Annotated in this window: 16 protein-coding genes; 13 read left to right on the plus strand and 3 right to left on the minus strand. The window is 67.5% G+C overall.

The features are described 5' to 3' along the window. Position 1: 1 nt before the first annotated feature. Together ACWIGM_RS28210 and ACWIGM_RS28215 are read left to right on the plus strand one after the other, a co-directional pair. Positions 2-2176, plus strand: a complete 2175-nt coding sequence (locus ACWIGM_RS28210) for a xanthine dehydrogenase family protein molybdopterin-binding subunit (RefSeq protein WP_454029282.1) — start codon at positions 2-4, stop codon at positions 2174-2176. After that, positions 2176-2796 (plus strand): Isoquinoline 1-oxidoreductase subunit, encoded by a 621-nt coding sequence (locus ACWIGM_RS28215; RefSeq protein ID WP_454029283.1) that lies wholly within the window; start codon positions 2176-2178, stop codon positions 2794-2796. The genes ACWIGM_RS28210 and ACWIGM_RS28215 overlap by 1 nt, the downstream gene beginning before the upstream one ends. 120 nt (positions 2797-2916) lie before the next feature. Here the strand turns inward: ACWIGM_RS28215 and ACWIGM_RS28220 are convergent, their stop codons facing one another. Then, entirely contained in the window at positions 2917-4371 is a 1455-nt protein-coding gene (locus ACWIGM_RS28220; protein ID WP_454029284.1) for an AMP nucleosidase, read from the minus strand. Positions 4372-4482: 111 nt separating this feature from the next. Here ACWIGM_RS28220 and ACWIGM_RS28225 point away from each other — a divergent pair, with 111 nt between their 5' ends. Genes ACWIGM_RS28225 through ACWIGM_RS28235 form a run of 3 tightly spaced genes read left to right on the plus strand, consistent with a single transcriptional unit; the run spans position 4483 to position 6026 of the window. Beyond that, a complete protein-coding gene (locus tag ACWIGM_RS28225; RefSeq protein WP_454029285.1) occupies positions 4483-5142 on the plus strand; it encodes a GntR family transcriptional regulator in 660 nt (219 codons plus the stop codon). Next, the gene (locus tag ACWIGM_RS28230; RefSeq protein WP_454029286.1) at positions 5142-5627 is read left to right on the plus strand and encodes an OsmC family protein; all 486 of its coding nucleotides are present in this window, start codon (positions 5142-5144) and stop codon (positions 5625-5627) included. The genes ACWIGM_RS28225 and ACWIGM_RS28230 overlap by 1 nt, the downstream gene beginning before the upstream one ends. Positions 5628-5648: 21 nt before the next feature. Next, positions 5649-6026 (plus strand): nuclear transport factor 2 family protein, encoded by a 378-nt coding sequence (locus ACWIGM_RS28235; protein WP_454029287.1) that lies wholly within the window; start codon positions 5649-5651, stop codon positions 6024-6026. A gap of 9 nt (positions 6027-6035) precedes the next feature. Here the strand turns inward: ACWIGM_RS28235 and ACWIGM_RS28240 are convergent, their stop codons facing one another. Both ACWIGM_RS28240 and ACWIGM_RS28245 read right to left on the minus strand, forming a co-directional pair. After that, complete coding sequence (locus ACWIGM_RS28240; protein WP_454029288.1) at positions 6036-7253, minus strand: glycosyltransferase; 1218 nt, start codon at positions 7251-7253, stop codon at positions 6036-6038. After that, a complete protein-coding gene (locus ACWIGM_RS28245) occupies positions 7202-7687 on the minus strand; it encodes a MarR family transcriptional regulator (RefSeq protein ID WP_454029419.1) in 486 nt (161 codons plus the stop codon). The genes ACWIGM_RS28240 and ACWIGM_RS28245 overlap by 52 nt, the downstream gene beginning before the upstream one ends. A 459-nt stretch (positions 7688-8146) precedes the next feature. Here ACWIGM_RS28245 and ACWIGM_RS28250 point away from each other — a divergent pair, with 459 nt between their 5' ends. From ACWIGM_RS28250 to ACWIGM_RS28285, 8 genes are all read left to right on the plus strand, one after another. Next, the gene (locus ACWIGM_RS28250; protein ID WP_454029289.1) at positions 8147-9886 is read left to right on the plus strand and encodes a type I secretion system permease/ATPase; all 1740 of its coding nucleotides are present in this window, start codon (positions 8147-8149) and stop codon (positions 9884-9886) included. Then, positions 9883-11238, plus strand: a complete 1356-nt coding sequence (locus tag ACWIGM_RS28255) for an HlyD family type I secretion periplasmic adaptor subunit (RefSeq protein ID WP_454029290.1) — start codon at positions 9883-9885, stop codon at positions 11236-11238. The genes ACWIGM_RS28250 and ACWIGM_RS28255 overlap by 4 nt, the downstream gene beginning before the upstream one ends. A gap of 313 nt (positions 11239-11551) precedes the next feature. After that, a complete protein-coding gene (locus ACWIGM_RS28260; protein WP_454029291.1) occupies positions 11552-12346 on the plus strand; it encodes a calcium-binding protein in 795 nt (264 codons plus the stop codon). A 66-nt stretch (positions 12347-12412) separates the two neighbouring features. Then, positions 12413-14710 (plus strand): glycosyltransferase, encoded by a 2298-nt coding sequence (locus ACWIGM_RS28265; protein ID WP_454029292.1) that lies wholly within the window; start codon positions 12413-12415, stop codon positions 14708-14710. Beyond that, positions 14707-15540 (plus strand): class I SAM-dependent methyltransferase, encoded by an 834-nt coding sequence (locus ACWIGM_RS28270; RefSeq protein ID WP_454029293.1) that lies wholly within the window; start codon positions 14707-14709, stop codon positions 15538-15540. Before ACWIGM_RS28265 ends, ACWIGM_RS28270 begins: the two co-directional genes overlap by 4 nt. Next, positions 15537-16790, plus strand: a complete 1254-nt coding sequence (locus ACWIGM_RS28275; RefSeq protein WP_454029294.1) for a glycosyltransferase family 4 protein — start codon at positions 15537-15539, stop codon at positions 16788-16790. Before ACWIGM_RS28270 ends, ACWIGM_RS28275 begins: the two co-directional genes overlap by 4 nt. Next, complete coding sequence (locus ACWIGM_RS28280) at positions 16787-17554, plus strand: hypothetical protein (RefSeq protein ID WP_454029295.1); 768 nt, start codon at positions 16787-16789, stop codon at positions 17552-17554. The genes ACWIGM_RS28275 and ACWIGM_RS28280 overlap by 4 nt, the downstream gene beginning before the upstream one ends. Before the next feature lie 4 nt (positions 17555-17558). After that, entirely contained in the window at positions 17559-19739 is a 2181-nt protein-coding gene (locus tag ACWIGM_RS28285; RefSeq protein WP_454029296.1) for a glycosyltransferase family 2 protein, read from the plus strand.

A 19739-nucleotide genomic window follows, 5' to 3' on the forward strand; every position in this document is an offset into this window, starting at 1 on the left:
CATGACCGCGCACGACATCAATCTCTCCCGCCGCAATCTCCTGAAGGGCGCCGGTGCGCTCGTCATCGGCATGAGCCTGCCGACGGCCGGCCGGGCGCAATCGGGTGCAGCCCAGGTGTTCAAGCCGGGCGGTGCAGCCGCCTTCGCGCCGAACGCCTTCATCCGCATCGCCGCCGACGACACCGTGACGGTGCTGGTCAAGCATATCGAGTTCGGCCAGGGCCCGTTCACCGGCCTCGCCACCCTCGCCGCCGAGGAGCTCGACGCCGACTGGACCCAGATGCGGGCGGAGCATTCCGCCTCCGATCCCAAGCTCTATGCCAACCTCGCCTTCGGCATCCAGGGCACCGGCGGTTCGACCGCGATCGCCAATTCCTATGAGCAGATGCGCAAGGCCGGCGCGACGGCGCGCGCCATGCTGGTGCAGGCGGCCGCCGAGGCCTGGAAGGCGCCGGCCGCCGAGATCGGCATAGAGAAGGGCGTGCTGAAGCACGCTTCCGGCAAGCAGGGTCGCTTCGGCGAATTCGCCGAGGCCGCCTCGAAGCTGCAGGCTCCTGCCGAGGTCAAGCTCAAGGAACCCGCGCAGTTCAGGCTGATCGGCAAGGACGGCACGACGCCTCGCCTCGACAGCCTTGGCAAGTCGACCGGCAAGGCGCAGTTCACCATCGATATCCATACGCCGAACATGCTGACGGTGGTGGTCGCCCGGCCACCGCGCTTCGGAGGCAAGGTCGCCTCCTTCGACGCGACCGAGGCGAAAAAGGTCAAGGGCGTCGTCGACGTCCAGCAGATCCCCTCGGGCGTCGCCGTCTATGCGACCGGAACCTGGCCGGCACTGAAGGGGCGCGAAGCCCTGAAGGTGACCTGGGACGAGAGCGCCGCCGAGAAGCGCGGCAGCCGCGAGCTCTTCGCCGAGTACCGCAAGCTCGCCCGGACGCAAGGCACGCTCGCTGGCAAGCATGGCGACGCCGAGGCAGTTCTCGCCAAGGCCGACAAGGTGATCGAGGCGGAATACGTCTTCCCCTATCTGGCGCACGCGCCGATGGAGCCGCTCGATGGCTATCTCGAATGGAACGCCCAGGGCGCGCTTGCCCGCCTCGGCAGCCAGCTCCAGACCATCGACCATCAGGTCATCGCCAAGGTGCTCGGCCTCGGACCGGAGAAGGTCCAGGTCGAAACCATGCTCGGCGGCGGCAGCTTCGGCCGGCGGGCGCAGCCGAGTTCCGAGCTCGCGGTCGAGCTCGCCGAGGCAGCCAAGGCGATCGGGCCGAACCGCCCGGTCAAGCTGGTGCGCACCCGCGAGGATGACCTCTCCGGCGGCTATTACCGCCCGCTCTTCCTGCATCGCATGCGCGGCGCGGTGAAGGACGGCAAGATCACCGCCTGGAGTGCCGCGATCGTCGGCCAGTCCTTCCTGAAGGGCTCGCCCTTCGAGGCGATGATCAAGGACGGGGTCGACCCGGTGATGGTCGAGGGCGCCAACGAGCTGCCCTACGAGGTCGCCGACTTCCGCTGCGATCTGCACACCGTCGATGTCGGCGTGCCCACCTTGTGGTGGCGCTCCGTCGGCCACACCCATACCGGCTATGCGGTCGAGTGCTTCATCGACCGGCTGCTGCAGGAGGCCGGGCAGGATCCGGTCGCCGGGCGGCTTGCCCTGATGGGCAAGCATCAGCGGCTCGCCAATGTACTCAGGGCCGTCTCGGACCTCGCCAAGTGGAACGGCCCGGGCCCGACCGACGGCCGGGCCCGCGGCGTCGGCGTGGTCGAGAGCTTCGGATCCTATGTCGCGCAGATCGCCGAGGTCTCGCTCGGCGAAGGCGGCGAGCCCAAAGTGCACAAGGTCTGGTGCGCGATCGATTGCGGTGTCGCGGTCAATCCCGACATCATCCGGGCCCAGATCGAAGGCGGCATCGGCTTCGGCCTCGGCCATGTCCTCTATGGCGAATTGACCCTCGACCAGGGCCGGCCGGTCCAGACCAATTTCGATAGCTATCGCTCGCTGCGCATCAACGAGATGCCGGAGGTCGAGGTCAGGATCGTGCCGTCGACCGAGAAGCCGACCGGCGTCGGCGAGCCCGGCGTGCCGCCGATCGGACCGGCAGTCGCCAATGCGCTGGCGCGGCTCGGGCGCGAGCGCCCGCTGTCGCTGCCGATGGTCGGGGGGACGGTGTGATGCGGTCGCTCGCTCTCGCTTCGGCCGTGGCGGCCGTCACCCTGCTGCTCGGCAGTGCCTTGACGCTGGCGCAGACCGCGCCGGCGCCGGGTGGGGCGGGCTTACGCCCGGCGGCGAGCTTCGCCAACATCGCCAATCAGCGCGACCGCTCGGTCGCCCTGTTCAACGAGATCGGCAAGGTGCTGCAGCATCCGCGCTGCATGAACTGCCACCCGGCAACGGAGCGGCCGCGGCAGAGCGATGCCGGGCGGCTGCATCAGCCGGTGGTGGTGCGCGGCAAGGACGGGCATGGCGCGCCCGGCCTCGCCTGTACCACCTGCCACGGCAAGCAGAACTTCGACCCGGCCGGCATTCCCGGCGACGGTCACTGGGCGCTCGCCCCGGCCTCGATGGCCTGGGAGGGCAAGACGCTGGGCCAGATCTGCGAACAGCTCAAGGACCAGAACCGCAACGGCAGCCGCGACCTCGCGGCGATCGTCAAGCACGTCACCACCGACACGCTGGTGCTCTGGGGCTGGAACCCCGGCAAGGGCCGCCAGCCGGTGCCGGGGACGAATGCGCAGTTCGGCGAATTGATGCAGGCCTGGGCTGACAGCGGGGCGGCCTGCCCGGCGGCGTAATCTGAGCCGGTGATTTTTACCGTCATGGTGGGCTTGTCCCGACCATCCACGTCTTAGCATCGCTGATCACACGCGGTGTTCAAGACGTGGATGCTCGCCACAAGGGCGAGCATGACGGCATCACCGGAACGGCGGCTCGTCGAAGCTCCTGAGCTTGCGCGAATGGATCGATGAGCCGGCTTCTTTCAGCTTCTCAAGCGCGGCGAGGCCGATCTTGAGGTGTTCCCCGACCGCCCGCTCATAGAAGGCGTTGGCGGCGCCCGGCAGCTTGATCTCGCCATGCAGCGGCTTGTCGGAGACGCAGAGCAAGGTGCCGTAGGGCACGCGCAGGCGGTAGCCCTGCGCTGCGATCGTGCCGGACTCCATGTCGATCGCGATGGCACGCGACAGGTTGATACGCTTGCGCTCCTTGGTCCAGCGCAGCTCCCAGTTGCGGTCGTCCTGCGTCACCACGGTGCCGGTGCGCAGGCGCTGCTTCAGCCGGTCGCCCTTCTCGCCGGTGACCTCGGCTGCCGCCTGCTGCAGAGCGACCTGGACCTCGGCCAGTGCCGGGATCGGAATGTCCGGCGGCACCAGTTCGTCGAGAATGCCGTCCTGCCGCAGATAGGCGTGGGCGAGGACGTAGTCGCCGATGATCTGTGTCTGGCGCAGGCCGCCGCAATGGCCGACCATCAGCCAGCAGTTCGGCCTGAGCACCGCGAGATGGTCGGTGATGTTTTTGGCGTTGGAGGGGCCGACGCCGATATTGACCAGGGTGACACCCTCGCCGGTCTCGCGGATCAGGTGATAGGCCGGCATCTGGAAGCGGTGCCAGGGCGCCGACATAACCCGCTCGGCGGCGCTGACGTCGATGCCGTCGCGATCGATGCGGATGCCGCCCGGCGCGACCAGCGCCTGCGCCGTGCCGGCCTCGATCTCGGCCAGAGCGAGCCGAACGAACTGGTCGACATAGCGATGGTAATTGGTCAGCAGCACCCAGGGCTGGACGGCGCGCCAGTCGGTGCCGGTGTAGTGGACCAGCCGGCGCAGTGAGTAATCCACGCGGACCGCGTCGAAGAGCGAAAGCGGGCGCGGCTCGCCCTCGATGATCTCGAAGGTGCCGTCGGCGACCTCGTCACCGACCAGCGCGAGCAGCGGCGTCGGGAAATGCCGGGCAAGCTCGGCCGCCGTGACCGTGCCGCGACCGAGCTCGTCGCCGCCGTCGAGTGCATAGGGGTAGGGGATTTCCTGGCTACTGATGCCGGTCTCGATCGTCGCGCCATATTCCTCGACCAGCGGCTGGAGCTGGTCGAGCAGATAGGCGCGGAACTCGGCCGGCTGGGTCACCGTGGTCGAATAGATGCCCGGCATCGCGAATTTCGCATAGCCGCGCCGCGTCGCCGCCGGCAGTTTCGACGGCTCGTAGCTGACGCGCAACATTGGGTAGCGATAGAGCGCCCGCTCTTCGATTGTCGGGGGCTGCGCGGTCAGGAAGAAACGCTGCAAGTCGTTGCGCAGCGCCGTCCGCGCCTGCTCGTAGAGCAGCTCCAGCCGGTCGACGGCCTCCTGCGGCGTGGCGGCGATCTCGAATGTCATGCGCGAACGACCTCTCGTTCGGCGTGCTTGTAGCTGGGCCGGCGAGCCCCTGACAACAGTGTCGAAGCCAACGCCCCTTGTCGTCGGGAAAATTTTGGATACAATTATCCTATGTCAATTGCCTCGCTCACCGCTGCCACGACCGCGTCCGCCCTCGCCCAGCGTCTGCGCGAGGCGATCGATGCCGGGCGGTGGCAGCCCGGCGAGCTGTTGCGCCAGGAGCAGATCGCCGTGGAATACGGCGTCAGCCGCATTCCGGTGCGCGAAGCGTTGGCCCAGCTCCAGAACGAGGGTCTGCTCGAGGTCGTGCATTATCGCGGCGCCCGGGTGAGCCGGTTGCGGGCGGAGGAGATCGACGAGCTCTTCGATCTCAGGCTCCTGGTCGAAGGCGATCTGCTGGCGCGGGCGCTGCGCCACCATGACCAGCGCTCGCTGCGCGAACTGAAGCGGCGGCAGGATGCTCTGGAGGACGCCGACGACCGGCTCGGCTGGATCGCCGGCGACATCGCTTTCCACGATGCGCTCTATGGGCCGGCGCAGCGCCCGCGCAGCCTTGCCCTGTTCCGGCAGCTGCGTGCTCCGATTGACCGGTTCAGCGTGCAGGCCCTCGGCCCAGGCTCGCGCAAGCAGGGTTGGGCCGATGAGCACCGCCGATTGATCGCAGCGGTCGCGGCGGGTGACGCGGCTGCGGCCCAGACGATCCTCGAACACCATCTGCAGGCGACACGGGCAGTCGTGCTCGCGGCCTGCTCCGAGCAGGGAGAGAAATGATGGCGACGCATGGCGCGACGATCACCTGGCAGCGCGGCGAGGCGGAAGCCTTCCTCGATAACCGCTACAGCCGCGCCCATCTCTGGCGTTTCGACGGCGGGCTGGAGGTGCCGGCCTCGAGCTCACCGCATGTCGTGCGCGTGCCCTTCTCCAATCCCGCCAATGTCGACCCGGAGGAGGCCTATGTCGCGGCCTTGTCGAGCTGCCATATGCTCTGGTTCCTCAACCTGGCGGCGCTGCGCGGTTTTCGGATCGACAGCTATGCCGACGCCGCGGAAGGGGCGATGCTCAACAATGCCGATGGCAAGGAATGGGTGGCGACGGTGACGCTCAAGCCGCATGTCGTCTTCAGCGGGCCGAAGGTGCCGGACGCGGCCGCCGTCGAGGCTCTGCATCATGACGCGCACGCGAACTGCTTCCTGGCCAATTCGGTGCGCTCGGCGCTGGAGACGCACGGCAGCTGGGATTATCAGGACGCAGCCTGATCTCCATCGAAGGAACAGACCATGTCGATCGAGGCGATCATCGACCGCTATTGCGAGGCCTGGTCCGCTCCCGATCCAACGGCTCGGGCCGTGGCTCTCGCGGACGTCTGGGCGAAGGATGCGCGCTACACCGATCCGCGGGCCGATACCCGCGGTGCCGAGGCGCTTCTGAACCACATTGCCGGCGTGCTGGAGCAGCGTCCCGGCGCCCGTGTCGTCAGGACCAGCGCGGTCCAGCAGCATCACGGCTTTGCCCGCTTTGCCTGGTGCGTGATCGAGGCCGACGGCAGCAGGCTGCCGGAAGGACTCGATATCGCTGTCATCGGCGAGGACGGCCGGATCACCCAGATCATCGGCTTCTTCGGAGCGCTGCCGGCGGATGCGTCCGCCGCGGGTTGAAGCTGCCGGCTACTGCGCAGCGAGCAGGTCGTCCTCGGCAACCAGCCGGCCGATGAAGCCGAGCTGGCGATCGACGCAGGTCTCGCGCTCATAGCGCGCGATGACCGTCTGGCGCGCGGCCGCCCGCAACGGCGCCACCTCCGTGCTTCTGTCAAGCGCGGCGATCACGGTCCTCGCCAGCCTGGTCTCGTCGAAGAAGGGCGTGAGCAGGCCGTTGACGCCATGGCGGATCACTTCCTGGACCGGCGGCGTCGCCGAACCGACGACCAGCGCGCCGCAGGCCATCGCCTCCAGCATCGACCAGGACAGGACGAAAGGGACGCTCAGATAGACATGGGCGGCCGAGACCTGGAACAGCCTGACGAGGTCGGCATGGGCGAGCCAGGGGATGTGGACGATGCGGTCGCCGAGCCCAGTCTCCTCCAGCATCACCTCGCGCCAGGACCGCCCGTCCGGACGCGGCCGGCCATAGCCGGGGCCATCGCCGCCAACCGCGACGAAGACCACCTCGGGCCGCTCCTGCGCAATCTTCGCCGCCGCCCGCATGAACTGCGGATAGCCGCGATAGGGATCGAGATCGCGGGCGGCGAAGGTGACGACGGGATCGCCGGGGCGCAGCACGCGCCCGTCCGGCAAGGTGAATGCTGCCTGCGCATCCGGGCGGCAGAAATGGATGTCGATGCCGTCATGGCAGACGGCGATGCGCTGCTGCAAAGCGCGCGGGTACTGCTGCTGCTGCCAGCGGGTCGGCGCATAGGCGAAGTCGAGCGTCTGCAGTGTCACCAGCTGGGCAGCATTGCGCATGCGGATGCGGCGCCGCTCCGCCTCAGGCACGCTGAAGGCCGGGTCGAAGTCGAGATCGGAGCCGGCGGCATTGTAGAAATACTCGCAATAGCCGATCAGCGGCACGCCCGGCATCGCGTCCTTGGCGAAGAGCATGCCGCCCCAGCCGACATGGCCGAGGATGACGTCCGGCCGGTCGTGCTGGTGCAATCTGCTCAACTCAGCGGCAACCGCCTCACCGGTACGCACATGGTAGTCGGTGGCGGCCAGCGTCGGATGTGTGGTCGCAGGCTCGCCCACCGAATAGGCGATCTGCCTCACTCCTGGGCGCTCCGGCTCAGGCCGCTCCGTCACCAGCGTGACCTCGCCGCCCTCGGCGACGAGGCGCTGGATCAGGTGAGCGAACTGACCAGATCCTGAACGATGAACGAATAGGACGTGCATGAGGCGAGCAGGATCCCTCCATAGCGCAACGCATCGCCCCACCATTGTTCGAGCCGGCGCAGCGTATCGTGGGTGGCCTGGAGATCGGCGACGAGATCGCCGTCGAGCCCCTGGCTGAACTGGCTGGTCTCGTCGAGGAGCTTCAGGCGCTCGACGAGAAGCTGGCCTTTCGGTGAGAGCGAGATCCGGGCGAGGCGGCGGTCGCGCGGCGAAGCCCCACGCTCCAGATAGCCGCTCTCGACCAGCTGCTTGAGGTTGTAGGAAGCGTTCGAGCCGACATAGTGGCCGCGGTCGAGCAGGTCGCGCACCGCGATCTCCCCGGAGCCGATGGTGAACAGCACCATCACCTGCGAGGGCGAGATGTCGTCGACGCCGAGCTTGGTCAGCTCGAGCCTGAGATAGTCGAGGAAGCGCCGGCTGATCCGCTCGACCATGCGTGCGAGGTCGAGCTGCGACACCGGTGCCCGCGTCGGGCTTGATTCGGCTTCGAGACGGCGGACGCCGTCAGGGTGATCTCCGTTGAAGGTATTGCCTAGGAATCGAGCGCCGTCATGGGGTTTTAGATGCATTCCCTACTCCGCCTGATCTCGAAATGAGCAGTCAGCCCTCCGAGCCCCTATGGCTGACGAATAGCCTATACGCAAAGCACATGCCACCCCAAACGGGATGAATTTAAGATTTTATCGGAGTCGACATAGTCATGAACTGTTTCAAATTTTGAAATATAGCACCGTTCTGCCATATTCCTCGCAATTGTCTCTATTTAACAAGGCATCATCTGTCATAATATAGACACGACCTTCATGGCACCCTTTCAATAACGCTCTTGAAATGCCTTATTGGCTCTGGCGCGTTCGACGCCATCTGATGGCCACCCCCGTCTGGAGACTTGCATGAAGGTTGCGACCCAGCCTGCCGACGTCTTGATTCGCGGTCTGCAGCGCGGTTTTGCCGGCGGGTTGGCCTATGCCGCCTTCCTCAGCTTCTGCGTCAACATCCTGCTGCTGACCGTGCCGATGTTCATGCTGCAGGTTCAGGACCGCGTCATCGTCAGCCGCAGCTATGATACCTTGACCATGCTGCTGGTGATCGCAGTCGGGGCGCTGGCGCTCTATGGCACGATCGAATTCATCCGTTCCCTCACCTTCCAGGCCATGGCGAGCATCCTCGCCCGCCGGCTCAACCTGCCGGCATTGCAGGCCGCCGTCTCGACCTCGCTGGAAAAGGGGTCCGGCCAGGCGACGCAGGCGATCCGCGACCTCAACGAACTCCGCTACTTCATCGCGAGCTCGGCGATCGCAACGCCGCTCGAGGCGATGTGGTCGCCGATCTTCCTCGCCGTGCTCTTCGCCTTCCACTGGATCTACGGCCTGGTCGGCCTGGCTTCGCTGCTGATCCTGCTGCTGCTCGGCGTCGTCTCGGACATGCTGACCCGGCGGGCGCTCAAGGAGGCCAACGAGGAGGGCGTCGCCTCGATCAACGAGATCAGCGCCACCTTGCGCCATGCCGAGACGATCGAGGCGATGGGCATGCTGCCGGCCCTGTCCAGTCGCTGGCGGGCCAAGCAGATCGCCATGCTGGAGCATCTCGACCTCGGCACGCGCCGCGGCAAGTTCATCGCCGCCATCACTCGCGCCAGCCGCATGACCATGCAGCTTGCCATCTATGCGACGGGCGCGGTGCTGATCATCCGGCACGAGGTCTCGGCCGGCACGCTGATGGCGGCGAGCATCCTGCTCGGCCGCCTGCTGGCACCGTTCGATTCGATGATCACCGACTGGCGCCAATGGGTGCTCGCCGCCGCGGCCTGGAAGCGCGTGCGCGACCTCCTGCAGTCGCAGAGCTCGCAGCGCCAGAGCGTGCCGACCCCGGCGACCGAGGGCGACCTCGTCATCGACAGGCTGGTCTACGCGCCCAAGGGCGGTGAGCAGACCGTGATCAAGGGCGTCTCCTTCACGCTCGAGCCGGGCGATGTGCTCGGCCTGGTCGGGCCGTCCGGGGCCGGCAAATCGACGCTGGCACGGCTGATCGTCGGTGTGCTCAAGCCGAATGTCGGCGGCGTCTATCTCGACGGCCACAACACCTATCTGTGGGAGCGCGGCTCCTTCGGCGACATGGTCGGCTATCTCCCGCAATCGGTCTCGCTGCTCGACGGCACCATCGCCGAGAACATCGCCCGCATGCGCAAGCCCGATCCGCACGCCATCCTCGAGGCGGCGCGCATCGCCGGCGTGCACGAACTGATCGGCCGCCTGCCGCTGGGCTACGACACCAATGTCGCCGACAGCGACTTCAAGCTCTCGGGCGGCCAGCGCCAGCGCATCGGCCTGGCGCGGGCGCTCTACGGCATGCCGCGCCTCGTCGTGCTCGACGAGCCCAACGCCAATCTCGACACCGAGGGCGAGCAGAGCCTGATCCGCGCGATCCAGGCTGCCCGCGAGAGTGGTGCGATCGTGATCCTGATCGCGCATCGCCCTTCGGTGATGCAGATCGTCGACAAGATCCTGGTGCTGCGCGAGGGCCGCGTCGCCCAGTTCGGTCCGCGTTCGGCGATTTCCGGCATGATCACCCCTGGCGGCGTGGTCGAGCTCGAGCCGGTAAAGCCAGCCCCTGCCCGTGAGGTGAGCGCATGAGCGAGCTTCCGATGCTGCGCCGGCCTGACCGTGCGCTCGTACCGATGAAGGTCGAAGCGGAGCCTGAGGAGCGGATGCCCTCGCTGCGCAATCTCGTCCTCGCCGGCGTCGCCGCGGTGACGATCGGTTTCGGTGGTTTCGGCGCCTGGGCGGTGACGGCGCGGCTCGACAATGCTGCCGTCGCGCAGGCGACCGTGATCGTCGACAGCCGCCGCAAGACCGTCAGCCATCTCGAAGGCGGCATCCTCAAGACCCTGCTCAAGGCGGAGGGCGAGCGCGTCGCCCAGGACGAGCCGCTGCTCAGGCTGGAGGACGCCCGTGCCCGCGCCGAGCTGCAGCAGCTCGAAGGCAAGCGCGTCGGCCTCGAAGCCAGGCTCTCCCGGCTGCGCGCCGAGCAGAGCGATGCGACGCAGATCGACTTCCCGGATGATATCGAGAAGGCCCGAACGCCGATCGCTCGCGAGGTGATCAACGCCGAGCGCGCGCTCTTCCGCGCCCGCGCCCAGGTCTATGACGGCAAGACCCGCATCCAGCAGCGCGTGATCGAGCAGCACCAGGCCGAGTCCGAGGCGCTGCAGGCGCAGATCGATGCCGTGCGCAACCAGCGCACGCTGATCGACGAGGAGGTGAAGACGATCGCGGAGCTCTACGAGAAGCGTTACGCCAAGCGCTCCCAGCTCGTCGAACTGCAGACCCGCCAGAGCGAGCTCACCGGCCGTGCCGGTGAGATGAAGGCGCGCAAGGCCAAGGCCGAGCAGGCCGTCGCTGGCGCCGAGCTCGAGATCAAGGCGATCAGCCTCGATCGCCAGAGCGAGATCGCCAAGGACCTGCAGGACAGCCAGCTCCAGCTCTCGGAGGTGGTCGAGCGCATCGTCCAGGCGCAGGATATCTTGCGCCGGCTGGTGGTGACCGCGCCGCAGGAAGGCATCGTCGCCAATATCCGCATGCGCACCGCCGGCAGCGTGGTCACGGCCGGCGAGGCGATCCTCGACATCGTGCCCGAGCAGGAGCCGTTGGTCGTCGAGGCCAAGGTCGATCCGCGCGACATCGATTCGGTTCGGGTCGGCGCCGACACGCAGGTCAGGCTCACGGCCTTCAACGCCCGGATCATGCCCCCGCTTCTGGCGAAGGTCAGCTATGTCGCAGCGGACCAGCTGATCGACGACAAGACCGGAAACGCCTTCTTCATCGTCCGTGCCGAGATCACGCCGCAGAGCCTGAAGGAGAACAAGGTGACGCTGCATGCCGGCATGGCGGCCGAGGTGCTGATCGTCAACGGCCGGCGTTTCGCGGCGGATTATTTGCTCTCGCCGATCAGGGACAGCTTCAACCGCGCCTTCAGGGAGGATTGAGCTCGGCTGATCCGGCTGCCGGGATCGAGCCGCATCGCCGCCCGATTCCAACTCGAAACAATATACTTCGAAATCCGTATCAAGTTCTCAGTATAATCCTCGCGTGAACAATATATAAAATGCCATAAACTTTGCTGCATCGCAAAATGGTCATAATATATTGCTTGATACGCTATACTTCTTGGCTACTCTCTCGAACGTCGCACGATGGCGATCCTTTTGATCGCTGTTGTAAACGCACCGTGACCCAGAACGAGCGGCGGACGTTCTCCGCATATCTGGTGGTGCTCTTAGATCACCGAGGAGGTGACGAATGGCCACGATCGAAGGCAGTGCATTCGACGATTTCTTGATAGGGACACGCTTCAGTGACGTGATCCTTGCCGGCGCCGGGGACGACATCGTCCATGGCGGCAACCAGGTTGACTCTCTCTTCGGCGAAGAGGGTGACGACCTGCTGTACGGCGACGGCGGCAACGACTTCCTGTCCGGTGGTGAGGGCAATGATGCCCTCTTCGGCGGCCAGGGTGACGACGTGCTCACCGGCGGCGAAGGCAATGACAGCCTGTTCGGCGGCGAGGGCGAGGACGTTCTCGACGGCGGCGCCGGCGACGACATCCTGCGCGGCAATGCCGGCGACGACGTGCTGCGTGGTGGTGACGGCGACGACCTGCTCCAGGGCGGACCGGGCGACGACATCCTGCTCGGCGGCGCCGGCAATGACGTCCTGCAGGGCGGCGCTGGCAGCGACGTGCTCGAAGGCGGCGCCGGCAACGACGTCCTCCAGGGCGGCGCGGGCGACGACCTGCTCTTCGCCGGCGCGGGTGACGACATCCTTTCCGGCGGCGCCGGCGACGACGTTTTCATCTTCAACGGCGGCGGCGGCAACGATGTCGTGCTCGACTTCGATGCCGGCCATGACCTGCTGCAGATCTCCAGCGGCATCAACGGCACCGATATCGGTTCGGCCGAGGACGTGGCGGCGCGTGCCACCACCGTGGGCGGCAATGCCGTCGTCGATCTCGGCAATGGCGACACCGTGACCATCGTCGGTGTCACCGCCGAAGACATCCAGGCCGACCCGAACTCCTACTTCTCGGTCGCCTGACGAAACTACGGCGCCGGCCTCGTTCTGGCCGGCGCCACCCTCCTGCTCTTTCGGAACATGGTATTCATGCTCTCTCTCGCGCCCGCGCCGGTGGCGGACGGCCTGAGCCCGCAGCTGCATCTCTCCAGGCTGAGCGGCTCGGTCTTCCTGCTGAGCTGGACCATCGAAGCTCCCGTGCTCTCGCGGCCGCGCATCATGCTCGCGGCGCAGGAGAAGCGCCTTGCTTCCGGTTCGGTCGTCCTTCCTCTCGCCGATGGGCGCATGCGCGTCGTCGTCGTCTTCCGTCACGGCGGTGCCGGCGAGGTCGTCGCGACCCTGTCCGACGACAGCCCGGGCGGCGACACCACAGCGCGTTTCGATCCCGATCTCGTCCACGGCATGGCCGATGCGGAGGATCTCGTCCGGGACGCCACGCCGGACGCGCGCCGCATGCTCGCCAACGCCCTGGTCGGTCACTGGCCAACTCTGTTCGGGCTCAGCCAGGCCGCCGGCTATCTCGGTTTCCTGCGCCAGTTCCTGCTGATTCTCGCCCGCAAGCCCTCCGCTGCGACACCGGTCTCACGGCTCACCGAAGGCAAGGTCCTGCTGGAAGCGGCGGTTCCCGGCCGCCTCTCGGGCATTCGCACCGCCTATCGGCTCGATACCGGCGGGCTCGCGCGCCTGCCAGGCCGGCCGCGGCTTGGCCGCGCCGATCGTGCCGGCAACCGGCCGCTGCATCTGATCGTCGACGCCTTTCCGCCGCAGGCCGGCGGCCTGCTGATCCTGCAGGCTGAATCCGGCCTCATCGTCCGCTCCGTCGCCGCCCGGCAGGACATCCCCTCGCTCGGTCGCTGGTGGGCCGGCAAGGCCAGCCAGCGCGATGGTCTGCGCAGCTGGCTGGTCGAACAGCTCTCCGGCCTCTCCGAGCAGGGCCGCCTGCTGGCGATCGAGATGCAGCGGCGGCTGCCGCTTGCGGTCCAGACCGTGCGCCGCAGTGACGACCTGCCCTCGGCCGAGCTCGACCTTGCCGTCACGACGCCGGCCGGGCTCCTGCTCGGCGGCTGGTATCGCGACGCCGAAGGCCTGCTCGACGAGATGCTGCTGCATCGCTCCGAGGGCGAGCCGACGCCGGTGCTGGAGCGACTGGAACACTTCCCCGCATTGTTGCCGGCCGGCTCCAATGGTGACGTCAAGCGCGCCACCGGCTTTGCGGCACTCATTCCGGGCTATGCTGCCGGCGCGCCAGTGCTGCAGCCGCGGCTCGAGCTCAAGCTGAAATCCGGTACCGTGCTGTCGCTGCGTCCGAATGTGCAGCCGGCGGACGCCGTCGCCATCCGCGCCCGGGCGCTGGCCGCAATCCCGCCGCAGCACCTGACCGCCCGGATGCTGGAGCGGACGATCGCGCCCGTGCTCGCCGACTGCCAGGAGGCGCTGCGGGTGAGCCTGCCGGAGCCGCGGATCAAGAGCTTCGGCAAGGGACCGGCAAGCCCTGCCGTCTCGGTGGTGATCCCGCTCTACCGCGTCTACGATTTCCTGCGCGTCCAGATCTGCGCTTTCGCGGCCGATCGCTGGTTCGCCGAGAAGGCCGAGCTGGTCTACGTGCTCGATTCGCCCGAGCACGAAGCCGAGGTCGCCCATCTGCTCGGCGGGCTCTTCCTCGCCTACGGGCTGCCGATGCAGCTCGTGGTCATGGGCCGCAATGGCGGCTTCTCGGCCGCCTGCAATGCCGGTGCGGCCGCGTCGCGCGGCCAGGCCTTGGCGCTGGTCAATTCCGACGTGATTCCCGACAGCGAGGGCTGGCTGCCGGCGCTTCTGCAGCGGCTCGAACCGCATCGGCGCACCGGCGCGGTCGGTCCCAAGCTGCTCTATGACGACGGTTCGCTGCAGCATGCCGGGCTCTACTTCAAGCGCGACAGTAAAGGCACCTGGCTCAACCATCATTACTTCAAGGGCATGCCGAGCGGCTACGCGCCGGCCAATGTCGAGCGGCCGGTGCCCGGCGTCACCGGCGCCTGCATCGTCATGCCGCGGGCGCTGTTCATGGAGATCGGCGGCTTCGACGACGCTTACGTGATCGGCGACTACGAGGACAGCGATCTCTGCCTCAAGATTGCCCGGGCCGGGCTCGGCATCGTCTATGTCCCGAGCGTCCAGCTCTACCATCTCGAGCGCCAGTCAATCTCGAAGAGCCTCGACTACACACGCGGGGTCGCCTCGCAGCACAATTCATGGCTCCAGACCAGGCGCTGGGACAGTGAGATCGAAGCGCTGATGGCGGCGGTCGACAAGCCGGCGGCGCAGGAGCCTGCGCCGGCGCCGACCTTGAGCCCCGATCCCGAATTCTTCCTCTCCCGCGCCAATCTCAGAAGGGCGACAGCGGCATGACGGCGACCCTCGCCCTGCGACAGACCACTCTGGAAGCAGCTCCCGCGATCGGGCCGATGACGCCCGATCTCGCCTGGCTGATGGCCCATGTCCAGACGAATCGCTTCCTGCCGCATCCGCCGCCGGATTCGATCTTCGTCGGCGACGGTGACTATCGCGCCATCGGCGCCGAGTTCCTCGGCCATTTCGTCCGGATCGGCCGGCTGAAGCCGCATGAGCGCGTCTTCGACATCGGCTGCGGCATCGGCCGCATGGCAGTGCCGCTGACGCAGTATCTCGACCCCGAGCGCGGCAGCTATGACGGCGTCGATCCGGTGATGGACGGCATCCTCTGGTGCGCCCAGACGATCACGCCGGCCTATCCGCGCTTCCGTTTCCAGCGCCTCGACATCGCCCACCCCCTCTACAACCCGCAGGGCTCGCTGCCGGGCAACGAGGTGCGCTTCGGCTTCGCCAACCAGAGCTTCGACTTCATCACCATGACCTCGGTGGCGACGCATCTGCCGCCTGACGAGCTGGTGGTCTATCTTGGCGAGGCGGCGCGGCTGCTCGCCCCGGGCGGACGGCTCTTCCTCACCGCCTTCGCGCTCGACGGCCAGAGCACCGGCCAGGAACGGCTGAAGTTCCGGCGCTGGGGGGAGGGACCCGGCTGGTACGCGATCGAGGAGGCGCCGCTGGCCGCCGCCGGGATCGATGCTGGCTTCCTGCTTGAGCATGCCACGCAAGCCGGCCTCGCGGTCGAGCGGCTCGACCCCGGCCATTGGCGCGGCCAGAGCGCGGCCCATTACCAGGACCTGCTGATCGCGGTGAAGCCGGGAGTCCAGCGATGAGCCGGCGCATCCTCGTCATCGCCCATAACCACCCCGACCTGCATCCGGGGGGCACCGAGATCTTCGCCCATGACCTGGCGAGCGCCTATCGCAGCGAAGGCTGCGAGGTGCTGTTCCTCGGTGCGACCAATGCGATCCATCGCCAGCCACATCCCGGCACCGCCTTCCAGGCGACGGGAGCGGATGGCGACCTGCTGTTGTGGAGCGGCCATTTCGACCGCTTCCATCTCAGCCAGATCGACCATTACGGCACCTTGCAGGACCTCGGCTCGCTGTTGACCGAGTTCCGGCCGGACGTGATCCACATCCATCATCTCGTGCTGATCGGCGCCGAGTTCTTGGCGCTGGCGCGGCGGCTGCTGCCGCAGGCCTCGATCGTGATGACGCTGCACGACTACTATTCGATCTGCCACCATGACGGGCTGATGGTGCGCGCCAGCGACAGGCAGCGCTGCACCGGCGCTTCGCCGGCCAAATGCCATGGCTGCTTCCCGGAGATCGGCCCGGACCGCTTCCTGTTGCGCGAGCGATTCCTCAAGACGCATCTGGCGGCCGTCGACCGCTTCGTCGCCCCGAGCCGTTTCCTGCGCCAGCTTTATGTCGATTGGGGCCTGCCGGCTGAGAAGATCGAGGTCGTCGCCAATGCCCGGCCGGCGCAGATGCCAGTGCCGCACCGGCATACTCACGGCCCACGCAACCGCTTCGGCTATTTCGGCAACCTCAATCCCTGGAAGGGCGCGCTGCCGCTGCTACAGGCGGCGAAGCTCCTACGTGACGAGGGCGCTGACAGCTTCGAACTGCGCATCCATGGCGGCGCGCCGTTCCAGAGCGAAGCCTTCACCACCGCGCTCGACAAGGCGCTCGCAGAAGCGGGCGCGGAAGTTACGCATTGCGGCCCCTATCGCCGCGACGAGATGCCGGCGCTGATGGCCGAGGTCGACTGGGTGGTGATGCCCTCGATCTGGTACGAGAACGCCCCCCTCGTCATCCAGGAAGCCTTCCAGCACCTGCGGCCGGTGATCACCAGCAATATCGGCGGCATGGCCGAGATGGTGCGCGACGGCGTCGACGGTTTGCACGCCCGCCCCGGCGATCCGCGCCAGCTCGCGCAGGTGATGCGCCGCGCCGCAAGCGAGGACGGGCTCTGGCGCCGCCTTGTCGACGGCATCGATTCCCAACCTGGCATGGATGACTGCGCGCAGGCGCATCTTGTCCTGTTCGATCAACTCAAACTGGCGGAGGCGGCATGACCAGCATGACGACGATGCACAGTCCGGACGGTACCGTGAGCGAAGCGAGCGAGACCCCGGCGAAACTCAACGGGCGCGTCGACGCGCTCGACGGCAACCGGCTGCATGGCTGGATCTGGGACGAGGCCCGTCCCGAGGAACGGTTGACCGTGCGCCTGATGCGCAACGGGCTCAAGGTGCAGGAAGCTGTCGCCGACCAGGGCCGCATCGACCTGCGACGCAACGGCATCGGCGACGGCCGGCACGCCTTCGCCATGGAGCTCGACGACCGCACGGCGGCGGCACGCGAGGCGCTGACCATCGTCGGCATCTCGCCGAGCACCGGCGCCGAGCTCGAATTGCGCCTGCCGCCGGCGGCGGAGCTCGCGGCGGAAGCGGCGATCGCCGTGCCGCTCGCCCGCTTCTTCGACCGGGTCGAGGCGCTGATCGCGCTGCAGCGGCGTTCGCAGCTGACCCAGAAGGAACTGCTCGACAAGGTCGGCGAGCTCGGCGTGCAGCTGGCGCAGCATCGCCAGCGCGAGGCCGAGGTGAGGCAATCGGAGGAGGTCGAGGGCAATGGCGCGATCGCGTCTCGCCTCGGCGAGATCGACGTCTTCCAGATGCGCTTCGACCAGACGCTGCGCGCCTTCGACGACCGGCTCGTCGCGATCCGCAAGGAGGCGAAGGCACCGCTCCGGCAGGTCACCGTCGTGCTCGGCTTCCTCTCGGGCCTGTCGGCGGTGCTCTCCTTCGTCACGCTCACCGTCATGCTGATGGGCAGGTGAGGCGATGAACGAGGTCATTATCCCCGAGCGGACCATGCTCAGCCCGGCGCCGACCGTCGCCTGGACCCCGCTCGGCGAGAACGCGATCCTGGTGATGAGCGCCTGCGACGCGCTGCCCGGCAAGGTGCCGGTCGCGGTCGACGGCAATCCGCGCAACCGGGTCGAGACCATGGCGCTGACCTGGCGTCGGCCGCAGGCTGATGCTGCGCATGCCACCGGCTTCCTCTGCCTTGCGCCGGCTCCGTCGCCGGACCGTGCCGGCTCCGGCGCGATCCTGCTCGGCCGGCCCGGCCGCCCCTTGCGCCTGATCCTGGCGCCGAAGCCAATGCCGTTGCAGGCCTTCCTCGCCGCGCTCGCCGACGAGGCCGGCCAGGCCTTCCCGACCGTCGTCGACGGGCTGCTGGAGGTGCTGCTCGCCGGCAAATCGAACCCGCGCCGCCTGCGTGCCGTCGGCATGCTGCTGCAATCCGTCGCCAAGCCCGGCGGCTTCGTCGAGGTGATGGGCCCGCTCGACGAGGGCATCTTCCTGCAAGGCTGGACCTCGAACTTTACGGCCGGGCGGACCAAGCTGCTGATCGCCCATGGCGGGCTGTCGCCTGCCGTGCTGGAGGCCGGAACCTTCGAGCGCGATGATCTCGGCGAGGGCGCCTGCGGCTTCTTTGGCCTGCTGGAAGACTGCGCCATCCGCCATCCCAGCGAGATCGAGCGACTGTTCTTTCGCGCCAATGACGGCTGGCGGGCGCTCGAGGTCTATGACCGCCATGTCCTGCTCGAGCAGATCACCGTGCCCGGCCATCTGCGCGACGGCCTACAGCGTGGCACCGCGCCGCCGGCGACGACCGAGAAGCTGAAACATGCGTCGCAGCGCTTCGACGGGCGCGATACCATTTCCTTCCTCGAGCAGCCGGTGCGCGCCGGCATCGACGACGCCACCATCGTCGAGGGCAGCGGCGTCCTGATCATCGGCTGGCTGTTCGACCCCGAACGCCAGGTCGGCAATGTCGTTCTGCGCAGCGGCACGCAGTCCTGCGCCATCGACGCGATCTGGACGCGCGCCGTGCGACCGGACGTCACCGCCGCCTTTGCCGAGGATCCGCGTTTCGGGCCGGCCATGGCGAGCCGGCGCAACAGCCACGGCTTCATCGTCTTCGCGCCGAAGCTGCTGCCGGAGCCCGGCCAGCCGCTCTATCTCGAATTCGAGGTCGAAGGTCACGGCCCGGCCTTCCTGCCGCTGGCGCCTGGACGCAACCCGGCGCGGCGCGCACTGGAGCGGGTCTTCGGCCTGCTCGACCCACGCTCCTCGACCGCGACCGCCGTGGTCGAGAAGCAGATCGCCCCGGCTCTGCAAGCCGCCGAGATCACGCCGCCCAAGGCGATCGAGACGCACGATATCGGCCGCTTCAATGCCGATGCCGCCATGGGCCTGGTGATCGGCCTCGACCAGCGCCAGCGCGAGCTCTCCAGCCTGTTCGCCTTGCTCGCGATCGACCCGGAAATCAGGTCGCTGCCGATCGTGGTCGCCGCCCCCGGCGAGAGCTTCGACCGGCTCGGTGCCGAAGCGCGCCGGCTTGCGCGCTTCTACGGGCTCCAGGTCCGGCTCATCGTGGTCGAGGGAGTCGAGGATACCTGCGACGCGCTGGAGGCGGGCGTGCGCGCCAGCCGCTTCCAGACGGTGGCGTTGCTCTCCGGCGCGGCCCAGATCCGTATGCCCGGCTGGCTCGGACGGCTCGAACGCGCCTATCGCGGCCGCGGCGGCCAATGCGTCGCCAGCCCGACCCTGCTGTTCGAGGACAATTCGATCCGCTGGGCCGGCGCCTGGCTCGAAGGCGAAGGCGCCAACCGGCGCGTCTACAACCGCTTCGTCGGCTATCCCCTGGATGCAATCGGCAGCCTCGGGCCGATGGAGGTCGCCGCCGGCGCCACCGAATGCTGCGTGATGTCGCGCAACGCCTTCCTCGAGGTCGATGGTTTCTCTCGCAGCTACTTCACGCCCAGTGAGAAGGGCCTCGATCTTTGCCTGAAGCTGCGGATGAACGGCGTCCCCTCGCTCTGGGTGCCCGAGGTCGAGGTCTATGTCGTCGAGGACGCCGAGACCCGTCCGCATGTCGGCGCGCTGATCAACCTTGCCGACCGCACCAGTTTTGACCGGCGCTGGGCGCTGGCCATTTCCAACATGAGAGGATGA

This window comes from Allobosea sp. NPDC055332, assembly GCF_053645455.1.

Bases quoted from the DNA above. Each gene is read 5' to 3' on its own strand.
- ACWIGM_RS28285 (WP_454029296.1), top strand. From the start codon at position 17,559: ATGAACGAGGTCATTATCCCCGAGCGGACCATGCTCAGCCCGGCGCCG.
- ACWIGM_RS28260 (WP_454029291.1), top strand. From the start codon at position 11,552: ATGGCCACGATCGAAGGCAGTGCATTCGACGATTTCTTGATAGGGACA.
- ACWIGM_RS28230 (WP_454029286.1), top strand. From the start codon at position 5,142: ATGGCGACGCATGGCGCGACGATCACCTGGCAGCGCGGCGAGGCGGAA.
- ACWIGM_RS28215 (WP_454029283.1), top strand. From the start codon at position 2,176: ATGCGGTCGCTCGCTCTCGCTTCGGCCGTGGCGGCCGTCACCCTGCTG.
- ACWIGM_RS28265 (WP_454029292.1), top strand. From the start codon at position 12,413: ATGCTCTCTCTCGCGCCCGCGCCGGTGGCGGACGGCCTGAGCCCGCAG.
- ACWIGM_RS28255 (WP_454029290.1), top strand. From the start codon at position 9,883: ATGAGCGAGCTTCCGATGCTGCGCCGGCCTGACCGTGCGCTCGTACCG.
- ACWIGM_RS28240 (WP_454029288.1), bottom strand. From the start codon at position 7,253: ATGCACGTCCTATTCGTTCATCGTTCAGGATCTGGTCAGTTCGCTCAC.
- ACWIGM_RS28270 (WP_454029293.1), top strand. From the start codon at position 14,707: ATGACGGCGACCCTCGCCCTGCGACAGACCACTCTGGAAGCAGCTCCC.
- ACWIGM_RS28275 (WP_454029294.1), top strand. From the start codon at position 15,537: ATGAGCCGGCGCATCCTCGTCATCGCCCATAACCACCCCGACCTGCAT.
- ACWIGM_RS28235 (WP_454029287.1), top strand. From the start codon at position 5,649: ATGTCGATCGAGGCGATCATCGACCGCTATTGCGAGGCCTGGTCCGCT.
- ACWIGM_RS28225 (WP_454029285.1), top strand. From the start codon at position 4,483: ATGTCAATTGCCTCGCTCACCGCTGCCACGACCGCGTCCGCCCTCGCC.
- ACWIGM_RS28245 (WP_454029419.1), bottom strand. From the start codon at position 7,687: ATGGTCGAGCGGATCAGCCGGCGCTTCCTCGACTATCTCAGGCTCGAG.
- ACWIGM_RS28210 (WP_454029282.1), top strand. From the start codon at position 2: ATGACCGCGCACGACATCAATCTCTCCCGCCGCAATCTCCTGAAGGGC.
- ACWIGM_RS28220 (WP_454029284.1), bottom strand. From the start codon at position 4,371: ATGACATTCGAGATCGCCGCCACGCCGCAGGAGGCCGTCGACCGGCTG.
- ACWIGM_RS28280 (WP_454029295.1), top strand. From the start codon at position 16,787: ATGACCAGCATGACGACGATGCACAGTCCGGACGGTACCGTGAGCGAA.
- ACWIGM_RS28250 (WP_454029289.1), top strand. From the start codon at position 8,147: ATGAAGGTTGCGACCCAGCCTGCCGACGTCTTGATTCGCGGTCTGCAG.